Genomic DNA, 20,832 nt, shown 5'->3' on the forward strand with positions numbered 1-20,832 from the left:
CTAAGGTCATAGTGGGTTAAATATGGATACTTGTCCCAGACTTCATCCAAAATAGTTTTATCAAGGTCTAAGTTTTTTTGTTCCTGGTCAAAGTACTCAGGATATACACTTACTCCAAGATCAATCTGTCCTGAATCCGGTCTTTCCTTATTTAATATCATCCTAAATAGACTAGTCTTACCACTACCATTGGCACCGATAAGGCCAACTTTTTCACTTCTGTAGATATTGAATGAAATATCTTCGTATAGTGAATTGCTTCCAAAAGATTTACTTATATCTTGAACTTTTAAGACATCTTCTCCAGAAACCTTTTTCGGATGAAATTCTAAGGCCATGGACTCATCATAATTATCAGGCTTTTTAAGGACTTTCATCTTATCTAAAAGCTTTTGTCTTGACCTTGATTGGGCGATCCCTCTTTTTCTCAAGGACCCACCCTGGCTGGCAAATCTCTGTATGATTTCCTCTTGCCTTTCTATCTCTCTTTGCTGGTTTTCATATTGTCTTTTTTCTATTTCAATTTCTTTTTTTCTTCTTTCAATGAAGTTTGTGTAATTGGTATTGTAGACCTTCAAGCTACCATTTTCTAATAAAAATATTTTCTTGGCTACCTGGTCTAAAAAATACCTGTCATGAGATATGAACACCACTATTTTTTTTGATTCTTTTATAAAGTTTTCTACAAAACTTATAGTATTTAAATCTAAATGGTTGGTAGGTTCGTCCAACAAAAGGACATCAGCATCAGATATCAACAATTTAGCCAATTCAATTCTTGATTTCTCTCCACCAGACAAGTGGTCTATTTTGTCATCAAACCTATCCTTAGAAAAACCCATTCCTACTAGGACTGACTCTATCTTGTTTTCGAAATATTGACCACCCAAATCAGTATACTTATCAAGTTTTTCAGCGTATTTAATTGTATTGGCCTCTAAATTTTCTAGGTCACTATGGTCATTTAATTTTTCTTCCAAGTCTTTTAACTCTTTTTCTAAATCATGGATATATGAAAAAACTTCTAACATTTCTTCAAATATTGTTTTACTACTTGAAAGACTTATATTTTGAAGCATATAACCTATTTTTAGGCCGTTTTTTATGTAAATACTCCCTTGGTAGTCATCATCTTTTCCAGAAAGTATGTTAAACAAGCTGGTTTTACCCGCTCCATTTGGGCCGACTATACCAACTTTATCATTTTTATCAATATGAAAACTTACATCTGAAAAGATTTCATCAGCCCCAAAGGACTTCCCTAGTTTACTAACTGTAATTTCTGCCATAAATACCTCTTTGATATTATAACATTTAAAAACAAAAAGAGTGCAGTCTATAAACAGCACTCTCTTATTCTTATCCTTCGTATTGGTCTGGGTTTCCCATATAGTAAATCAAGGTATATAAGGAATCACTTATTTGAATATTTTCAATTGGAATATTAGATTTAATATCTAAACTTTGTGGTACAAAATTCCAAATTCCTTTAATATTTTTTCCTTCAACCATATCTACTACGTCTTGAGCAGCCTCTTTTGGAACTGTCAAGACTAGGATATCAACGTCATTACTATTAAGGAAATCTTCAAGTTTATCAACACTTTTTACCTTAACACCGTCAATTTCTTTTTCTTTTAAGTCAAAGACTCCTATTATGTTAAATTCATTTGTTTCAAAACCTGAATAGTTATATAAGGCTTGACCTATTCTACCGTAACCAACGATAACTACATTGAATGAATTGTTTAATCCAATTATTTCATATATAGAGTTTTTTAATTCACTAACTCTATATCCATACCCTTGTTGTCCAAAACCACCAAAATGGTTTAAATCTTGTCTAATTTGTGAAGCTGTAAAACCTGTAATTTCACTCAATTGTTTTGATGAAATTTTTTCTACACCATCTTTTTCTAAAGTTTGTAAGTAATAGAAATATTTTGGTAATCTTCTAACAACTGCAGGGGAGACTTTATTTTTCATTGGCTCCTCCTTTTTTAAATTTTATATGATAAAAAATAAACTTTCATTATATATATTTTAACATATATTAACTAACTTTGCCTAGTTTTTCACAAGTTTTTGCTGTGTAAGATTTAGGATAATGCAAGTTATTATTCTTTATCAAGAGGAGAATTGCTTTTGTATTCTGGAAATATTAAGGTAAATTCTGATCCCTTACCCAATTCACTGGTTAATAAAATTCTTCCATCATGAAGGTTTACCACATTTTTTACAATTGAAAGACCTAGTCCTGTACCAGTCTTGTTTCCCCTTGATTTATCAGCTACGTAAAATCTTTCAAAGATTCTTTCTTGGTCTTCTTTTGAAATACCTATTCCATTATCTTTAAATACAAGGTAAATTTCATCATCCTTTGTGTAAGTATCAATTCTTAATTCTGGATTTTCATCTGAAGAATATTTAATAGCATTTGACACTAGATTCCTTATAAGATCATAAATAAGTCTTTCATGACCATAGAAATTTATTTTTTTATAGTCATATATTATAGTGAAATCTTTTTTATCAAGATAATGATCCACTGAATCTATTACTTCAATTATCAATTCACCTAGGTCAAAATTTATAAAACTCTCGGATTTTATTTGATTGCTATCCATTTTTGAAAGCTGGATGGTTTGATCAATCAATTCTAACAACCTATTTCCCTCTTTCAAAATCCTCCCTGCAAAGACTTCTACCTGGTCATCTTGAACCATTCCTGTAGCTATAAGCTCTGCATAGCCATTTATGGAAGTGAGTGGACTTTTCAACTCATGACTCACATTAGCCGTAAAATCTCTTCTCAATTCTGTTTTTTCTGATAATTTTTTCAAGGCTAACTTAATTTCATCTGCACTATAACCATAATTTCTAAGCAGGTCATAAACTTCAAGTTTTTGCCTATCCTCTACCGATCTTGGCACATCTTTTTCTAAAACTTTATTGGCAACATATTCCGTAAAACTGTTTAAGGGTTTTATAACTACTTTAACAATGGCTCTCCTTGCCAAGTATGATAAAGATATTATGGCTAAAATAATTATAAGGCTAGTAGTAAATGTATTTAGCCCACTAATATATGGATAATAATTTTTTAATATAAAAAGAAATAGAAAAAATATAGTAAGCGTAGTTGCTATTATCCAATAAACTCTTTTTTTCATATTATTCTCCTAATTTATAGCCTACATTTCTTACAGTTTTTATTAATTCTCCTTTTTTACCAAGTTTTTGTCTAAGAGTCCTAACATGAACATCTATAGTCCTAGTTTCTCCTGCATAGTCAAAACCCCATACCTGTTCCATTAATTTATTTCTACTTATAACAATATTTTTATTTTCCATTAGGTAATAAAGCATTTCAAATTCCTTATAAGTAAGAATAACCTCTTCACCTTCTACAAAAACTTTTCTTTTTTTATAGTCAATTAAAACATCTTCATAATCTATAACAGATACACTAGCGTCATTTTGAGGAACTCTTCTTAGGAGAGCCTTTATCCTAGAAATAGTTTCTAAAACACCAAAAGGCTTTGTAATATAGTCGTCAGCTCCCATGTCAAGACCCTTAACCTTGTCAAACTCATTATCTTTAGCTGTAATAATAATAACTGGGATATCCTTGTAATCTTCACTTTCTCGCAATTCTTTTAATATTTGATAACCATCTTTGCCATCTAGCATAAGGTCTAAAAGTATCAAGGATGGATTTACTTCTTTTATATTTGCGAAAAAAGATTCGTAGCCTGGATATCCAAATCCCCTATACCCATTATTATTAAGCGCATAAACTAATAGGTCTCTTATATTTTGATCATCTTCAACTACTACTATATTACGCATTTCTTCTCCTATTTTTTATAATTTTTTGCAGTTATTGAATAATAAACCTCTTCCGCTATATTTTCAGCGTGGTCACCTATTCTTTCTAAATATTTAGCAATCAAGAAAATATCTAGAGAATTTTTGGTTGCAAATCTTTCTTCTTTGATATCATTTATAACTTCTTCTCTAACCTTGTAGAAATATTCATCTACCTGATCATCCCTTGTCAATACTTGTTCTGTCAAGTCTAGGTCTCCAGATAAGTAGGCTGTCAAAGTATCTTCTAGCATTTTTATAGTAATGGCTGCCATACCCTTGATAGAACCTAAGTCGCTAGGCTCATATGACCTATTATTTAACTTAAGTATCAAGTAAGAAATATCCGCAGCTTGGTCACCTATTCTTTCCAAGTCATTAATCATTTTCATTGTTGTAGTTACAAATCTAAAGTCCGATGCTACAGGTTTTTCAGTAAGTAATATGGTAAGGGCTAAAGATTCAATTTCAGCTTCCATCTTATTTATTTCAGCATCAGCTTCGTAAACTTCCTTAGCTAACTCTACATCTTTTTCTTCAAGGGCTCTAATAGCATTTTCAATAGATCCTGTTACTAATTTACCCATTTCTATTAATAAATCATCTAAATTATTTAGTTTTTCTTCAAATCTAAGTCTCATTTGCCCTCCATTAACCAAATCTACCTGAAATATAGTTTTCTGTTCTTTCTTCTTTTGGATTGTTGAATATATTTTGAGTTGTGTCATATTCAATCAATTCTCCTAAGTAAAAGAAGGCTGTCCTATCAGATATCCTTGCCGCCTGACTCATAGAGTGGGTTACTATAATAATAGTATAATCTTTTTTCAACTCTTCCATCAAGTCTTCTATCTTAGAAGTTGCTATCGGGTCTAGAGCAGATGTTGGCTCATCCATCAATATAACCCTTGGTTGCAAGGCTATAGCCCTAGCAATACATAGTCTTTGTTGCTGACCACCTGAAAGATTTGTACCTAATTTATTTAGGTCATCTTTTACTTCATCCCATAGGGCTGCTTTTTTCAAGGAGTCTTCAACAACCCTGTCTAAGATTTTTTTATCTTTTATTCCTTGGACTCTTAAACCATAGACTACATTGTCATAAATACTCATTGGGAATGGGTTAGCTTGTTGGAATACCATCCCTACTTCTGTCCTAAGCTCAACCACGTCCATATTGCTGCCTTTAATATCTTTATCACCTTCTAAAAGAATTTTACCTTCTACCCTGCAACCTTCAATTAAGTCATTCATCCTATTTAAACATCTTAATAAGGTGGATTTTCCACAACCTGAAGGTCCTATAAAGGCTGTAACCTGGTTGGCAGGTATGTCCATAGTAATCCCTTTTAGAGCTTGGAAATCATTGTAGTAAAGATCTAAATCTTCTATTCTAAACATTACATTATCGTCTTTTATCTTTTCTACCATTTTTATTCCTTCCATTTTTTATTTAATCTACTTGTAATTATCTTAACTGAAATATTTAATACAAGTGTTATAGCCAATACGATTATCGAAATAGCAGATGCTAGTTCAAAGTTTGGTTGCTCACCACTCATGACTGACCAGATTTGAACAGCTAATGATGTTGCTCTTCCGGTAATTTGTGGTTGGTCTGATACAAAGGTACCCATTGTAAATAGCAAGGCTGCTGATTCCCCTATTATACGAGAAACTGATAATAGAACAGCTGTAAGTATACCTGCCAAGGCATTCGGTAATACAACCTTAAATACTGTTTGAGTTTCTGTTGCACCTAGGGCCAAAGATCCCATTCTTAATTTGTTCGGAACTGCTATAAGTGCCTCTTCTGTTTGCCTTATAATAACTGGTAAAATAACAACTACCATGGTCAAGGCACCCAGTAAGATATTTGGTGTAGTCGCTCCAAAAAGAGCTGTAAATGGGAAGAATACAACCATACCCATTAAACCAAATACTATTGAAGGAACCGCATTAAGCATTTCTATACATGATCTCATAAATTGTGTAAGTTTATTGTCTGGAGCTAATTCATTTAAGTAAATAGCTGCAAATATTCCTATAGGTAAGGCAAATAAAAGAGTTAGCCCTATCAACATAAGGGTTGCTTGAAGTGATCCCCTTATACCTCCTGCCTGGTTTTGGTAATTCATAGATACTAGGGTCGATCCGTTAGCATCTAGACTTCCAACCATGGATTGGGCATTTTGCTTAGCCTTTATACCTGCTGACTGAACTTTATCATCAGTTGTTCTAAAGCTAATCCTATCAACATTTACCCTGCCTATTTCTTGCTTTTGTCCTTTTGTTTCTCCGGCTATAGCATTTACTGCAGTATTTAAAGGAGAATTTTCATCTATATAACTTACAAGGATTAAACTTGTTTTGGAAGAATCTACAGCATCCTCAACTGCAAAACCAAATTTTTCAGAAAAATATTCATTTTCAGATAAATTGTCCGGTTTTGTAAAGCTTCCCGCCTTACCATCTTCAAAGTTAACCATATAATTTGTTTTATGGTAGTTTCCCTTGATCAAATCCCAAGACAAGCTATCCCATCCTCTGTTGAATACATAAACAAAAACAGAACCTAAAACAAATATGGCTATGGCTATAGACAAGTAGGTCATAAAATTTCTTATTCCATCACTTATCTTTCTCTTTTTAGTCATTCCCCTGTGGGTGCTTATTGAAGCTAATTGTAAATTATCTTGATTATTCATTAGCTATCCCTCCTATCTTCCTTTTTACTAGTTGAATAGATAGGTTTGTAATTAATACAATTATCATCAATACAATACCTACTGAAAATCTTATATCATAGTCTATACCTGATGTTTCGTGCAAGCCAGAAAGCATGGTTGATGTAAGTGTCCTAGTAGTGTCAAATAGGTTAAAACTTGGTCCAACCATGGCATTACCAGCTACCATTGAAACAGCAGTAGCTTCACCAAAGGCCCTACCTAAACCTAAAATTAATCCTGCAAAAATACCTGATTTAGCGGCTGTTAAAACTAATTTAAAATTGGTTTGAGTTTTAGATGCTCCCAAGGCTAAAGATCCTAATTCTATATTTTTATCTACTGCGGCTATAGCATTAATAGCTATTGATGTAATAGTTGGATAAATCATGATTGCCAATAGCAAAGCTACTGTCAAGGTTGAGAGTCCCCCGTGGGTTGTTTGTCCAAATAGACCAGCTATATTATCTACTAAATTACTTATATTTGCAGCAGCAAAAACCCCGTAAACTACTGAAGGTATAGCTGCTAGTAGTTCAACAACACTGGTGAAAAACATTCTTAACTTTTTAGGTGCAACTTTTACTATAAATAAGGCACTTAGAACTGAAATTGGAAAAGCTAAAATAGCTGCCAAAAACGCAGATATAAGTGTATTAATTATAATAAATCCTACTCCGTAAACAGCTGGGTTTTGGTCAGGTCTCCAAGTCATTCCTGTTAAAAAACTAAAGATGTTTTGTTGTTGACTTGATCCTCCTGCTTGTCCATAGCTTGGTAAAAATGGTCCTATCCCTTTTTTACCAACAAAGAAAAATATAAGGATTATCATTATGGCAGAAATAATAGCAGCCAATAGAAATGAATACCTAAAAAACTTATCTGTATTTTCCCTTCTTTTTCTTGAGGATGCACTAATTTCATCTCGTATATTTACGAAACTACTATCTTTTTCTTTCATGTGGTCTCCTTCAAATTTTTGTAATATTTGAAAAATAGGGGTAGCCCATAAGACCTAGCCCCTATTTCTTCACTTCTTGTTTTAACTTATTATTTTACTTCTTCCCAAGTATTTAATGCACCTGTAAAGATGTCAAATATTTGTTGTTTTGTTAGGTTTGTTAGTGGATTTGATTCAGCTACAGCTACAACAACTGCATCTTGGGCAAATACTCCAGAATGCATACCCTTTGCCACATCCTCTTCGGTCTTAAATTCTCTTGATGCAAATCCGATGTCCGCTGCATTTGCTCCATCTTTTTCATCACCTAAAACTCTCTTGTATCCATCACTTGAACCTGTATGCGCTGTAACGAATTGTACATTACCTGCTAGTGGTTGGAAGGCTTCAATAGCTGCTTTAAGAGCTTTTTCTACTGATGTTGATCCACCTGTTCTGATGCTTAAAGCTGAGTTATCTTGGTCTACAACTGGATGGTCAGCCTTTAATTCTTCCCATGGTTTTCCAGCTGTTACGTCAACAATACCACCAGCTGATGCTACAGCTTCTAAACCTTCTGTTGATTGAGTCATAAATACAATAAATGCATCTACTAATTTTTTCACATTTTCATCTGCATAATCTTCAACAGATCTTGTTACATATGAGAATGGTCTTTTTAACGCATATGAACCATTTAATACATTTTCTTCTGTTGCTTCTACACCTTCATATTGAAGAGCTTTAATTTTGTTTGCTTGGAAATCTGTTGTTAACGAAACATAACCTATAGCGTTGGTATCTTGACCAACTTTTGTTGCCATGTCACCATTACCTGAAGTTTCAGCTGCCTTATCAGTCAACTTTCCTTCAAAGTCGATTAATTCTTCGAAAGCACCTCTTGTACCTGATGAAGCATCACGTGTATAAACGTTGATTGAACCTGCTGCGCTTCCGCCATCTGTTCCAGGATTTACTTCTGTTTTTGTTTCTGTTGGGTTTTCAGCCTTTGTTTCTTTGGAATTGTTTGAACATGCTACCAAAGATAAGGTTAAAACTAATGCTAACAATATTGATATTATTTTTTTCATATTTACTCCTTTTAATTTTGAGATAAAGTATTTCTTTATCCTCGTTAAGTAAATAGTATTACCCGATTGTTAAATTGATATATGGCTAATGTTAAATATATGTAAAATCTCTTTGTTTTCGTTTACTGATTTTTAAATCAATTTATAACATATGATATAATAGATTAAGTTTTAGAAAAGGATGGATTATGAAAAAGAAAAATTTAGGAAACTTGTTACTAGTTATTATTTTTTCTTTACTGGTAACAGCTTCAATCTATTATAGTTTGACTTATACACTAACAAACTTTGAGAACATTTTTGCAACTATCTTTGCCAACAATAAGGGAACCTCCTTGAAGGTGGTCTTTGATATTGTAAAGTCAGCCCTACCAATATTTTTATTGGTCTTTATTATTTCCTATTTACTTTTAAGGAAATCCGATAAAATAACAGATAAATTTGAAAGTATTTTTGGCAAAGATTCTAAACTTTATAAAATAAGAATATTTTTATATAAAAAAGCCAATAAAATACTTACCATCTTGATAATAATAGCTATTATAGTATTGGGATTTGTTTTTAATTTATATTCTTACATATATAACAATATTTTTGATACAGAAATATATGAGGATGAATATGTAAACCCTGCTTCAGTAGAAATTAAATTCCCTGAAAAAAAGAAAAATCTTATTCACATCTACTTAGAATCAATGGAAACTTCAGTTTTTTCTAAGGAAAATGGTGGGGATTTTGATAAGAGCATAGCTCCTGACCTTGAAGACTTAGCTAAGGAAGGAGTTAATTTCTCAACAGACCAAGGACTAGGTGGTTTTATGCAAACACCGGGAGCAACCTGGACCCAAGGCGCTATGATAACCCAGGAAAGTGGCATGCATTTCAAAAGTATTTACACCTCTCATAAAGACTTTGACCCAGCCCTACCTAAGCTTGTTGCCATGGGTGATATATTAAAGGATAATGGCTATAATCTAGAAATATTGATGGGATCTGATGGAGACTTCCATGATAGGAAAGCCTTTTATGAAAAGCATGGCTATGAAGTTTATGATTATTTTACAGCCATAGAAAATGAAATCATTGATGAAGATTATAAGGTATTTTGGGGTTTTGAAGATGAGAAGCTTTTTTCTATAGCAAAAGATGAGATTACAAAATTATCTAAAAAAGATGAGCCCTTCGCCTTTAAAATGCTTACCGTAGACACCCATTTTATAGATGGATATACTGATGATTCATGTGAGTTGCCTTATGATAAAGCATATTACAACTCTTACCATTGTTCTTCAAAAAAAGTTGGCGAATTTGTAAAATGGATTAAAGAGCAAGATTTTTATGAAGATACAGTAATAGTCATCACAGGAGACCATATTTCCATGCAGGAAGCAGCCTTTGTAGAAAAAAATAGGCATGTTTACAACAGCTTTATCAATACTGATAAAACAGGAGAATATTCTAAAAATAGGCAGGCAACTACCTTTGATATTTTCCCAAGTATTTTATCAGCTATGGATGTAGAAATTGAAGGAAATAGGCTAGGTCTCGGTATAGATTTATTTTCCGGGCAAAAAACCCTAGCAGAAATTTATGGCTTTGATAAGTTTGCTATTGAATTAGAAAGAAAATCTAAATATTATCTAGATCTTACTCAAATAAATAGATAATAAAAAAATCTAAGTTGGCTATTTTTAGCTAACTTAGATTTTCTTTTTCTAATCTTTTTTATTTTTAGACTTTAATCTTAATTGAGTATTTAAAATCTTTTTTCTCATCCTTAAGTTTTTCGGAGTTACCTCTACATATTCATCACTTTCGATAAATTCTAGCATTTCTTCTAAACTTAAGTCTACCACAGGTGGTAGTAATGGAGAATCATCTGATCCAGCTGCCCTTATATTGGTTTTTGCTTTTCTTTTAATTACATTTATTTCAATTTCTAAGCCCTTAGGATTTTCTCCAATTATCATACCTTCATAGACTTCATCACCTGGTTCTATAAAGATATTTCCTCTTTTCCAAGCACTATCAAGGGCATAGGCTGTAGCTACACCTTGTTCAAAGGCAACCAAGGAGCCAACTTGTCTTCTTGGTATATCTCCCTTATATCTTTCATAAGAATCAAATTCTGTATTTATAATTCCTGTACCTTTGGTATCAGAAATAAATTCTTGCCTATAACCAATTAAACCTCTTGATGGCATTTTAAATACTATCCTAGAAAAACCAGTTGAGGTTGTTTCCATACTTTGCATTTCAGCCTTTCTTGATCCTAATTTATTGATAATAGTACCAACGTAGGTCTCTTCTACATCTATAGTAACTATTTCCATAGGCTCATAAATTTTACCATCTATTTCTTTAAATAAAACTTCTGGTTTGGAAACTTGGAATTCATAACCTTCTCTTCTCATATTTTCAATCAATACTGACAAGTGAAGTTCACCTCTTCCTGAAACCTTAAAGGCATCAGTACTTTCAGTATCTTCAACCCTTAAACTCACATCAGTTTCTTTTTCTTTATTTAGCCTATTTCTCAAGTGTCTAGAGGTTACATATTCTCCATCTAGGCCTGCAAAAGGTGAGTCATTAATTAAAAATCTCATGGCCAGGGTTGGTTCTGATATTTTAACAAATTCAATAGGATCCATATTTTCATTTTCAAGTAAACTATCTCCAATATGAATTCCCTCAACACCAGAAAGAGCTACAATAGATCCAGCAGATGCTTGGTCTACTTCTACCCTCTTCAAGCCTTCAAATTCATATAATTTGGTGATTTTTGCTTTAATCAACTTGTCTGTGTCATTATAATTTTTAATAATAACTTCTTGACCTGTCTTTATGGTTCCTTCACCTATCTTACCTATACCTATCCTACCTAAATATTCTGAATAGTCGGTTGTGGATATAAGCATTTGTAAAGGATTTTTTTCATCTCCACCAGGTTCTGGTATATAGTCTATTATTGTATCCATCAAGTCATCCAGATTATCTTTTTGATCTCCAAACTCTTTACTTGCAAATCCGGCCTTACCAGATGCATAAAGAATAGGTGAATCGATATAAGAATCTGGGGCTTCTAGCTTAATAAACAAGTCTAGAATTTCATCAACTACTTCTTCTACCCTTATATTTGCCTTGTCAATTTTGTTAAGTACTATAATAGCTGGTAAATTCAACTCTATAGCCTTTTTGATAACAAATTTAGTTTGAGGCATAACACCTTCAAAGGCATCAACTAAAAGTAAAACTCCATCAACCATTTTCAATACACGTTCTACTTCTCCACCAAAGTCAGAGTGGCCTGGTGTATCAACAATATTTATTTTTGTATCCCTATATTTAACTGCAGTATTTTTTGAAAGAATAGTGATTCCTCTTTCTTTTTCAATATCATCACTATCCATTACTCTTTCTTCTACCTTTTGATTAGCCCTAAAAATACCACTTTGTTTCAACATTGAGTCAACTAAAGTGGTTTTACCATGGTCTACGTGGGCTATAATTGCTATATTTCTTATATTTTTCATAAAAACTCCTTGCTTATGCTATTTTATCACACTTAAGCCTTATATAAAATAAAAAACTCCAAAAAATTAATTATCTGGAGTAAGTTTGATTTTGCATTTTATTTTATTGTTATCATAGTTTATATCATCTACTAGTGACTCTACTATGATGAGTCCTCTGCCATCTGGTCTTTTTTCTTCTACATTATATTTTCGCCTACAGGCTACACCAGATCCCTCATCTTGAACTAAAATTTTTATCTCTTTATTATCAATTTTTAATTTTAATAAAATCTTTTTGTTGCAATCGCACTTATTGCCATGCTCATAGCAATTTATCAAAAGCTCATTTAAAACCAGTCTAAAGTCGAAGAAAAGATCTTCATCAAGCATGCGCCTTGTATCTAGCAATATATTTTTTATTGCACTATTTATTATATTTAAATCACTTGATATTTTATGGTCATAAATATATTGCATAATCTTTCCTCCTTCTCATTTTATCTCTATTGTATGATTACCCGGTATAGCAGGATATAAACATTTTTTAAAAAATGTATGCTTTATTAAAAATATCTAGAAAATATATTTAAAATAAAACTGGTCTAAGAAATTTTTTTAATTTCCTAAACCAGTTTATTATTTTATTCTTAATTTGTAATTAAGAATAGTTTTAATTGGCATCAGTTATTACGCCATTTGCATCAAAGTTATATCTTCCACGTGTTAACAAGTCATTTGTTCTTATAATTAAGTAGTTTTCTGAAACTATTAATTCACCAGTTCTCTTTGCATAGTAGTATTCCCCATCTAGCTTGAATAAACCTTTATATGTTTTTTCATTATTTTCATAATAGAATAGTTTTCCATCTTCTTTGTATATTCCATTTTTAACAGTTTCTTTTTCAGTTTCTACTTCCTTTTCGGTTTCTGCTTCTTTTTCTGTTTCCTTTTCAGTCTCTACTTCCTTTGAAGTTTCCACTGTGTCATAAGGAGCTTCTTTTCCGATTATTCTTCCTTGATCATCAAAATCATATTTTTCACGTGGTAGTAAATCATTTGTTCTTATGATTAAGTAGTTTCCTGAAACTACTAATTCACCAGTTCTCTTTGCATAGTAATAATGTCCACCTAAAGCAAATAAGCCTTTGAATGTTCTTTGGTCATTTTCGTAGAAATATAGTTTACCATCTTCTTCGTAAATACCATTTTTAATATTCTTTTCTTCTTCAGTTTCTTTTTCGGTCTCTATTTCTTTTTCAGTTTCTTTTTCTGTTTCTTTTTCGGTTTCAATAGCACCTATTAAGATACCTTTTATATCAAATTCATATATACCTGCTGGAAGTAGGTTATTATGTTTGATTACTTCATATAATCCACCAGTAACTATTTGACCGTCTTCTTTAGCATAATACATGTCGCCAAATGAAGTAAAGAGACCTTCATAGTATGGTTTATTATTTTTGTAGAAGTATAGGCTATCACCTACAGTTACTATACCTTTTGTGATATAACCAGATCCATTGTTACCAAATATTAATTCTCCATTTTCGTCGAAGTAATATTTCTTAACTTCCAATAGATTATTATTTTTACTGATAACTTGGTCTGTAGATGCTACAAGTTTTCCATCTTCACCAGCGTAATAGTATTTTCCATTTTCTTCAAATAAGCCCTTGAAGTATTTTTCATCATTTCTATAGTAATATTTATTACCATCTTCTTCATATACTCCATTCTTCTTATTTGAATCTATATCTACTATCATCCTACCTAAGTCATCGAATTTGTATCTGCCTTTTGCTTTTAATCCATTATCTCTAGCAACATAGTAGCTTGTTGATCTTACTACTTCACCGCTTCTATTTGCATAATATAGATCACCTTGGTATTCAAAGAGACCTTTAAATACTCTTTCACCATTTTCATAATAATATAGTCCACCATCTTCAGAGTAAATACCATTTTTTAGAGGAATGATTAATCTACCTTCTTTATCGAATTCATAACTATCTTCTTTGATATCAAGACCATTAGTGATGTCAACATCATATATTCCATCTCTAACAGCTCTACCTTCTTCTTCAAAATAGTAATAGTCTTTATTTCCAAGAGAATCAGCAACTTCTACCAATCCCTTATACTTAACAACCATACCATTTTGTAGGTAGTATTTATCACCACCATCTTCATATATACCTGTATATGAATTTAATAAGACGCCAGTCTTTTCATCAAATAGATATTTATTTGTTGTACCATCTATTTCTTTTACATCACTTAGGCCTGTTTTTACATATCCATATTCATCAAAGAAATATCTATTTCCTTCTATTTCTTTCCATTCATTATGGTATGCTTTCTTATCATCAATGATGTAGGTCTTACCATTTTCATCTTCTTTCCAACCATCTTTTTGCTTCCATTGAGCATATAAAGTGATATCTTCTAGCTCGATAACTATTTCATCTTGGTCTTCATAGCTATCGCCAAAACCTTCAGGATCTGTATTCCATCCTATAAAGTCATAGCCGGATCTAGTGAATTTATTTTCTGGTAGTTTTACTATTTCTCCTACAGCTGATCTTATCTGATCCATAGTATTTTGGCCGCCATTAGCATCAAAGTTAATATTGAATTTAATTATTTCCTCTGATTTGTAGCTTGCAGTATAGTCTGTGTCAGCTTCAACCATTTTAATATTTGGGTTCCAGCCGTCAAATTTGTATGAATATTTTTCATCATCAGCCTTTTTAGGTGTATTCCCATCATATGTTGGAATATCACCATATGGTACATTTTCATCTATTTCAAGGACTGAACCATCTTCATCTAACCATCTCACTGTATATGTCTTGATGATTGGTTTAAATTGACTTGTATATACCACATCTTTGGTAACAGCATCTAATTTTGGTGACCAGCCACTAAATTCAAATATGTTTTGAGCAGTTTCTTGCTTAGTTGGAGTTTCACCCTTGAATTCTGGCATTTGACCATATTCATATTTTTCAACTAATAAGTCATTTTCATTTTCATCTTTCCAAACAACATTATATAGTCTCTTATTTTCTTTATATTTAGCTGTATAGGTAGTATCGCTTGTAGCCTTAACAACTTCCTTATCCCAACCTTCAAATTCAAAGGTTTTATCATTTGTCATTTGTTTTACTGGGGTCTTTCCATTGTATTCTGGTAGATCGCCATGTTTAACATCTTTATCTTCTTCAAGTAAAGTCCCATCTGCATTTACCCATTTGATGGTGTAAGTAAAGATATTTTCTTCAAATACGGCCTTGTAGGTCTTATCCCCTTCAACTTTAGAGATTTTTTGATCCCAGCCAGTAAATTTGTAACTAGCACTTTCAGAATCTTGTTTCCTTGGTAATCTTCCGCCATAGACTGGTGTTTCACCATATTTTTCTGAAGTAGATTGTAGTAGAGTACCATCGTGGTTTACAAATTTAATGGTATATTTTCTAGTTATTTCATTAAATTGAGCAATGTATTCCACATCTTCTTTAACTTCTACAAGGTCTTTGTCCCAACCAGTAAATTCATATTTAAATTGTTTAGTTTCTTCCTTGCTTGGTGTTTCACCTTTATATTCTGGAAGTTTTCCAAATTCTACATCTTCTTGATATAAAACATTAGAATTTTCATCTAAGAATTTAACACTATATTTATTTCTTGTACTTTCATAAGAAGCTATATATCTAATTAGATTTCCATCAACTTCTTTTTTCCATTCATTAAATTTATAGGTGAATTCCTGAGTTCTTGCTTTTGTTGGAGTTTCTCCATCATATTGAGGCTCTTCTCCAAATTTAACATCTGTAACTTTTTCTTTTAATACAGTTTCTTTATCTTCATCTAACCATACTACATCATAAAGGTTATCTACTTCTGTATACTTAGCTGTATATTCTACATCTTCTGTAACTTCTACAACTTCCTTGTCCCAACCATCATGAACATAATGAATCTTTTCATTACCTTCTTTTGCAGGAGCTTGAGGAGCTGTTGGTTTTGTACCATAGTCTACTTTCTCTGACTTGATTAGACCGCCATTTTCATCCAACCATCTAACTTCATATTGTCTTGGTTTAGATGTAAATGTCGCTTTATATTCAGTAGATTCTGTAGCTTTTGTTACTTCTGGAGTCCATTTATCAAAAGTATATACTCTCTTTTCATCCATTTCTTTTGTTGGAGTTTCTCCATCATAAGTTGGTAAAGTACTGTATTCTACTTCTTCATCTAATTCTAATAAAGAACCATCTTCATTTACCCATCTAATATTTATAATGTTTTCTTCTTTGTCATAAACTGGGGTAAAGATTATTTCATTATCTTCTTCCCTATATTCTTCCTTCCATTCTTTGAAAGTATAAATATAGTCAGCATCTGTTTCTTTTGCAGGTCCTTGAGGATGTTCTGGAAGTGAATCATTTACACCTATAACTACAGGTTCTTTTACTTGGTTTCCAGCTTCATCTAACCATTTTACAGTTATTCCTTCGTCTTTTACCCACATGTCTTGTCTACTGCTATATACAAAGTCTGTATTAGCTTGAGATAACATTGTTGGTGTATATTCTTTGCCTGTACCTGCATGTGTTTGACCATTTTTTAATCTTGCTGGTTCTACATCGATAGATCTAAAAGCATCTACTTTAGTTTTTCCATTAACATCATGGATGTATTGGTGAGTTTGTTCAATATCTTCATTAGATCCATTTACTAAACTAATCTTACCTGTTTTTTCACTAGATGTAATATTTGCCCCACCATTTGTAGTGAATATATACCCTTTAGATATTAATTCACCATTTATATCAATCAATACATCCTTAATATCTTTATCAGATCTTGCTGATGTAGCAGATTTAGGGTTTCTATAAACATTACTAAATTTCCCAGCAGATATTTGTCCTTTTCTAGTTGGTGAATATTCTACAGGAGCATATGTGAATGCTCTACCATATTTTGAAGCATATATATCCCAATCGTCTTTATCATATACATAGGCATTGTGACCTTCTTCAAGTATAACTTTAGCATCTTTATCAATAGTTACTTCTGAACCTGGTAGGAATGCTATACCACCATTAATTGTAGTATTTCCTGAATGGATATTTAAACTAAAGTTATTATTAATTGGTAATTCATAATCTTTAGAAGATATATTTATTCCTGAAAAACCAACGCTTAAAGATTCTAATGATGCATCGCCATATAGATCAAAGCTCATTCTATCTACTTCTGGATGATAAGTTTTAGTTATTTTACTTCCTTCTTTTAACCTAAATAGTGAATCATTTGATCCAATAAATTCCACACTTGGTGATAGATTTGAAGTCGAAAACCATCCACTACCAATTTTTATAGCACTTCTAACATAACCTGAAGCGCCATATTCATAAGTTAAAGGAACTTCTATATTTTGAACATAATATTGTAAGAATGGAAACACTCTATTTTTATTTCCTGATAGGTTTTGTAATACTCTTACACCCTTTAAGTCCCCGATTTGGATAGCTTCAAAGGTTCTACCACCATTTTTTACATCTACGTTACCTGAACCAAAGATATAGCCCCATGTATATAGGGAAGCTCCATTTTGTACTGTAATTTTGGAATTATCCTCTAATTCAATAGCCCCATAAGGTCCACTTACAGAACCAAGAGAGCTTGATGTAGTTAATTTTGCACTTACACTTATCTCACCTTGTAGATCTATCGATACATTTTCCGCAACTGTTAGCCTTCTAAATTCCTTAGGAGGCTCTTTGCTAGATTGTCCTCCAAGTCCTGGAGCATCTTTGTATAAAATATTTTTATCATCAAAAGGAATTAATAAGGTAATTCCTTTTGGAATAGTTACATCTTCTTCTAAAGTATGGTCTTTGATTAAGTTTATTACTTCTTTTCCATTTTCTTGTGCATATTTGATAGCATCCTTTAAGCTTCCAAACTTTTCTTCACCTACACTAAAATATTGGTCACCACCAAATACTCCAGAAACTACCCCACCATCTTTTACATAGACAGTGGTTTCGCTTTCTGTGGATATAGTTTCTCCATTATTTTCCCATTTTAATAACCTTAATGTATCAGTATTATTAGCTTTAAGCTTAAATCCTTCTGAATATTGCTTAGTTAAAGTAATATCTTCAGTAACTTCTTTCCCATCAACAGAATATGATCCTTTTTCTGGGGCTTTGAAGGTAACTGTAGTCATTTCAACTTCACCAAATACAATGTTTGATAAGTTTACTTGTGATTTTTCACTTGCTTCAGCTTTTGATGTAGCCCTAATAACTACACTATCTCCAGCATCTAAGCTTTTAGAAAATGAATCATCACTAGTTACTTCTTGTCCATCTATAGTAACTAGAGCATTATCTAAAACTAAATTATAGTCAAAAGATAAGGTCTGAGTTTTATCAGATGTGTTTTTTAGAGTTAAAACTGCGGTTCTATCGTAATTTGAGAAGAAACCTTCATATCCTGTTCCTCTAAATATTTTAGCTTCTAAGCTGTTACCTGCAGTTATAAATGTTGCTGTTGGTTCTTTTTTATAATCAAATTCTTTCGCTTTATCATATACATCTGCATAAACATCAGATGTTTTATCTTTTTCTGCTATTTCCTCTTTCCAAGTAGCTTCTAATCCATCTAGATTAAACCCATCTACTTTATTACTCGCATACGCTACATTTGATACATTAGGTATAAATGGTAGCAGTAAAAGCATCGCAAGTAATAGGCTTACTACCCTTTTTATACTTTTATTTTTATTAAACGAATACATAATTTTCCCTTTCTTGTATGGATTAATCTACCATTTGTCCTTTTTCATTAAAGTTATATCTTCCACGTGGTAATAAATCATTTGTTCTTATGATTAAGTAGTTTTCTGAAACTATTAATTCACCAGTTCTCTTTGCATAGTAGTATTCCCCATCTAGCTTGAATAAACCTTTATATGTTTTTTCATTATTTTCATAATAGAATAGTTTTCCATCTTCTTTGTATATTCCATTTTTAACAGTTTCTTTTTCAGTTTCTACTTCCTTTTCGGTTTCTGCTTCTTTTTCTGTTTCCTTTTCAGTCTCTACTTCCTTTGAAGTTTCCACTGTGTCATAAGGAGCTTCTTTTCCGATTATTCTTCCTTGATCATCAAAATCATATTTTTCACGTGGTAGTAAATCATTTGTTCTTATGATTAAGTAGTTTCCTGAAACTACTAATTCACCAGTTCTCTTTGCATAGTAATAATGTCCACCTAAAGCAAATAAGCCTTTGAATGTTCTTTGGTCGTTTTCATAGTAGTATAGCTTACCATCTTCTTCATAAATACCATTTTTTACTTGCTTGTCTACTTCCGGTTCTTTTTCTGTTTCCTTTTCGGTCTCAGTTTCAGTTTCTTTTTCGGTCTCTATTTCTGGTAATGGATCCACTTCCGGTTTTACTTCAACTATCCTTCCCATTTCATCAAAAGTATAGTAGGCACGTGGTAATAAGCCATTGTCCTTTGTTACATAATATCTTTGCGATACTACTAATTCACCAGTTCTCTTTGCATAATAGTAGTCACCATTAAATTCAAATAGACCTTTGTGTGTGATAGAGCCATCTTTATAAAAGATGTATTTACCGTCAACATAGATGATTCCGTCTCTTACTTTTATGCCATCATCTTCTTTTTCGGTTTCTTTCTCAGTTTCTACTTCTTTTTCAGTTTCTTCTTCATCCTTTGTTTCTTCTGGTATTTCAGGTATTACTTGGTCATCATCTTTATCGAATATAAGTTTACCACTCTTGTCAAAGTAATAATCTTTTCTTTCTAAAAGACCGTTAGTTATTTCTGGTGTATATCTTACGTCTTTTATAGCCCTATAACTGTTGCTGAAGTAGTAAAAATCATTTCCAACCCTTACTAATCCTTGTGCTTTTTCTAGCTCACCATTCTTTACTAGGAAGGTATTATCTCTATCGTCAACAACAAGTCCGCTATAGTTTTCTTGGAAAACATTGTTTTCGTCGAATAAATATCTGCTATGTCTTTCTCCATCTGGAGTCCTTGTGATTCTAAAACCTTCAGCTAAATATTCATTAACTAGGGCAAAGTATTTTTTACCATCTACTTCAAACCATCTGTTTTTATATGGAACATCTGCCCATAGGTATTTCCTACCATTTCTAGCATTTACAAATGCGCCCTTAATTAATCTCTTATCCTTAAAGGTGTATTCATTTCCATTAACACTGTATTTTCCATCTACGGCTTCAAAAGTTTCTGGTGAGAAGTAATAGTAATGAGCATTACCATTTTCATCTACTATTTCTCTCCAACCATCTCTTAATTCACCATTTATAGCGTAGTAGGTCTTGTCATCTTTTTCGATTAAGCCATTTATCTTACCTTGGGAAACACCATTAACATCAAATTTGTAATAGTATTTGTTTCCTTCATCTTGGTAGCCAGGTACTTCATGGATTCCTGTTAGCTTTTTATTGTTGTCATAGTAGTAAAGTCTGGAGTCTTCATTTGACCAACCTTGTTTTACATTTTTATCTAATACATATTTATCTCTAAAGGAAGCAAATTCATTTTTAAATGAACCACCCTTTTCATTTTCATTTGTTGGGTTTACAAACTGTTTCAATCCTGTTTCTTCACGAAC

14 protein-coding genes are annotated in these 20,832 nt (G+C 32.2%); 1 reads left to right on the plus strand and 13 read right to left on the minus strand.

Annotated elements, in window-relative coordinates:
* From Q0U66_RS02690 to Q0U66_RS02730, 9 genes are all read right to left on the minus strand, one after another.
* Positions 1-1,289 (minus strand): ABC-F family ATP-binding cassette domain-containing protein (locus Q0U66_RS02690; RefSeq protein WP_297377202.1); only part of this gene is annotated, 1,289 nt, incomplete at its 3' end.
* A 70-nt stretch (positions 1,290-1,359) separates the two neighbouring features.
* Positions 1,360-1,986, minus strand: coding sequence for a redox-sensing transcriptional repressor Rex (locus Q0U66_RS02695; protein ID WP_297377204.1), 627 nt, complete (start codon positions 1,984-1,986; stop codon positions 1,360-1,362).
* Between the two features lie 131 nt (positions 1,987-2,117).
* Positions 2,118-3,173, minus strand: a complete 1,056-nt coding sequence (locus Q0U66_RS02700; protein WP_297377206.1) for a HAMP domain-containing sensor histidine kinase — start codon at positions 3,171-3,173, stop codon at positions 2,118-2,120.
* A 1-nt stretch (position 3,174) separates the two neighbouring features.
* The gene (locus Q0U66_RS02705; protein WP_297377208.1) at positions 3,175-3,852 is read right to left on the minus strand and encodes a response regulator transcription factor; all 678 of its coding nucleotides are present in this window, start codon (positions 3,850-3,852) and stop codon (positions 3,175-3,177) included.
* An 8-nt stretch (positions 3,853-3,860) separates the two neighbouring features.
* Positions 3,861-4,511: a phosphate signaling complex protein PhoU gene (gene phoU, locus Q0U66_RS02710; protein WP_297377210.1), complete on the minus strand. Its 651-nt coding sequence runs from the start codon at positions 4,509-4,511 to the stop codon at positions 3,861-3,863.
* Positions 4,512-4,521: 10 nt separating this feature from the next.
* Positions 4,522-5,301 carry a phosphate ABC transporter ATP-binding protein PstB gene (gene pstB / locus Q0U66_RS02715; protein WP_297377212.1) on the minus strand — a complete coding sequence of 260 codons (780 nt, stop codon included), beginning with the start codon at positions 5,299-5,301 and terminating at the stop codon, positions 4,522-4,524.
* A 2-nt stretch (positions 5,302-5,303) separates the two neighbouring features.
* Positions 5,304-6,578: a phosphate ABC transporter permease PstA gene (pstA, locus tag Q0U66_RS02720; RefSeq protein WP_297377214.1), complete on the minus strand. Its 1,275-nt coding sequence runs from the start codon at positions 6,576-6,578 to the stop codon at positions 5,304-5,306.
* Complete coding sequence (gene pstC / locus Q0U66_RS02725; protein ID WP_297377216.1) at positions 6,571-7,557, minus strand: phosphate ABC transporter permease subunit PstC; 987 nt, start codon at positions 7,555-7,557, stop codon at positions 6,571-6,573. Before pstC ends, pstA begins: the two co-directional genes overlap by 8 nt.
* Positions 7,558-7,646: 89 nt before the next feature.
* Complete coding sequence (locus Q0U66_RS02730; protein ID WP_297377218.1) at positions 7,647-8,627, minus strand: substrate-binding domain-containing protein; 981 nt, start codon at positions 8,625-8,627, stop codon at positions 7,647-7,649.
* A gap of 188 nt (positions 8,628-8,815) precedes the next feature.
* On the opposite strand from Q0U66_RS02730, the gene Q0U66_RS02735 reads away from it, so the two are divergent.
* The gene (locus Q0U66_RS02735) at positions 8,816-10,294 is read left to right on the plus strand and encodes an LTA synthase family protein (RefSeq protein WP_297377221.1); all 1,479 of its coding nucleotides are present in this window, start codon (positions 8,816-8,818) and stop codon (positions 10,292-10,294) included.
* Between the two features lie 48 nt (positions 10,295-10,342).
* Here Q0U66_RS02735 and typA read toward each other — a convergent pair whose 3' ends face one another.
* From typA to Q0U66_RS02755, 4 genes are all read right to left on the minus strand, one after another.
* Complete coding sequence (typA, locus tag Q0U66_RS02740; RefSeq protein WP_297377222.1) at positions 10,343-12,160, minus strand: translational GTPase TypA; 1,818 nt, start codon at positions 12,158-12,160, stop codon at positions 10,343-10,345.
* A gap of 66 nt (positions 12,161-12,226) precedes the next feature.
* Entirely contained in the window at positions 12,227-12,619 is a 393-nt protein-coding gene (locus Q0U66_RS02745) for an ATP-binding protein (RefSeq protein WP_297377224.1), read from the minus strand.
* 193 nt (positions 12,620-12,812) lie between these two features.
* Positions 12,813-18,956, minus strand: coding sequence for an InlB B-repeat-containing protein (locus Q0U66_RS02750; RefSeq protein ID WP_297377225.1), 6,144 nt, complete (start codon positions 18,954-18,956; stop codon positions 12,813-12,815).
* Between the two features lie 22 nt (positions 18,957-18,978).
* The coding region (locus Q0U66_RS02755) for a hypothetical protein (RefSeq protein WP_297377227.1) at positions 18,979-20,832 on the minus strand (1,854 nt) is incomplete at its 5' end.

Source organism: uncultured Helcococcus sp., assembly GCF_946998255.1.
Lineage (GTDB): Bacteria > Bacillota > Clostridia > Tissierellales > Peptoniphilaceae > Helcococcus.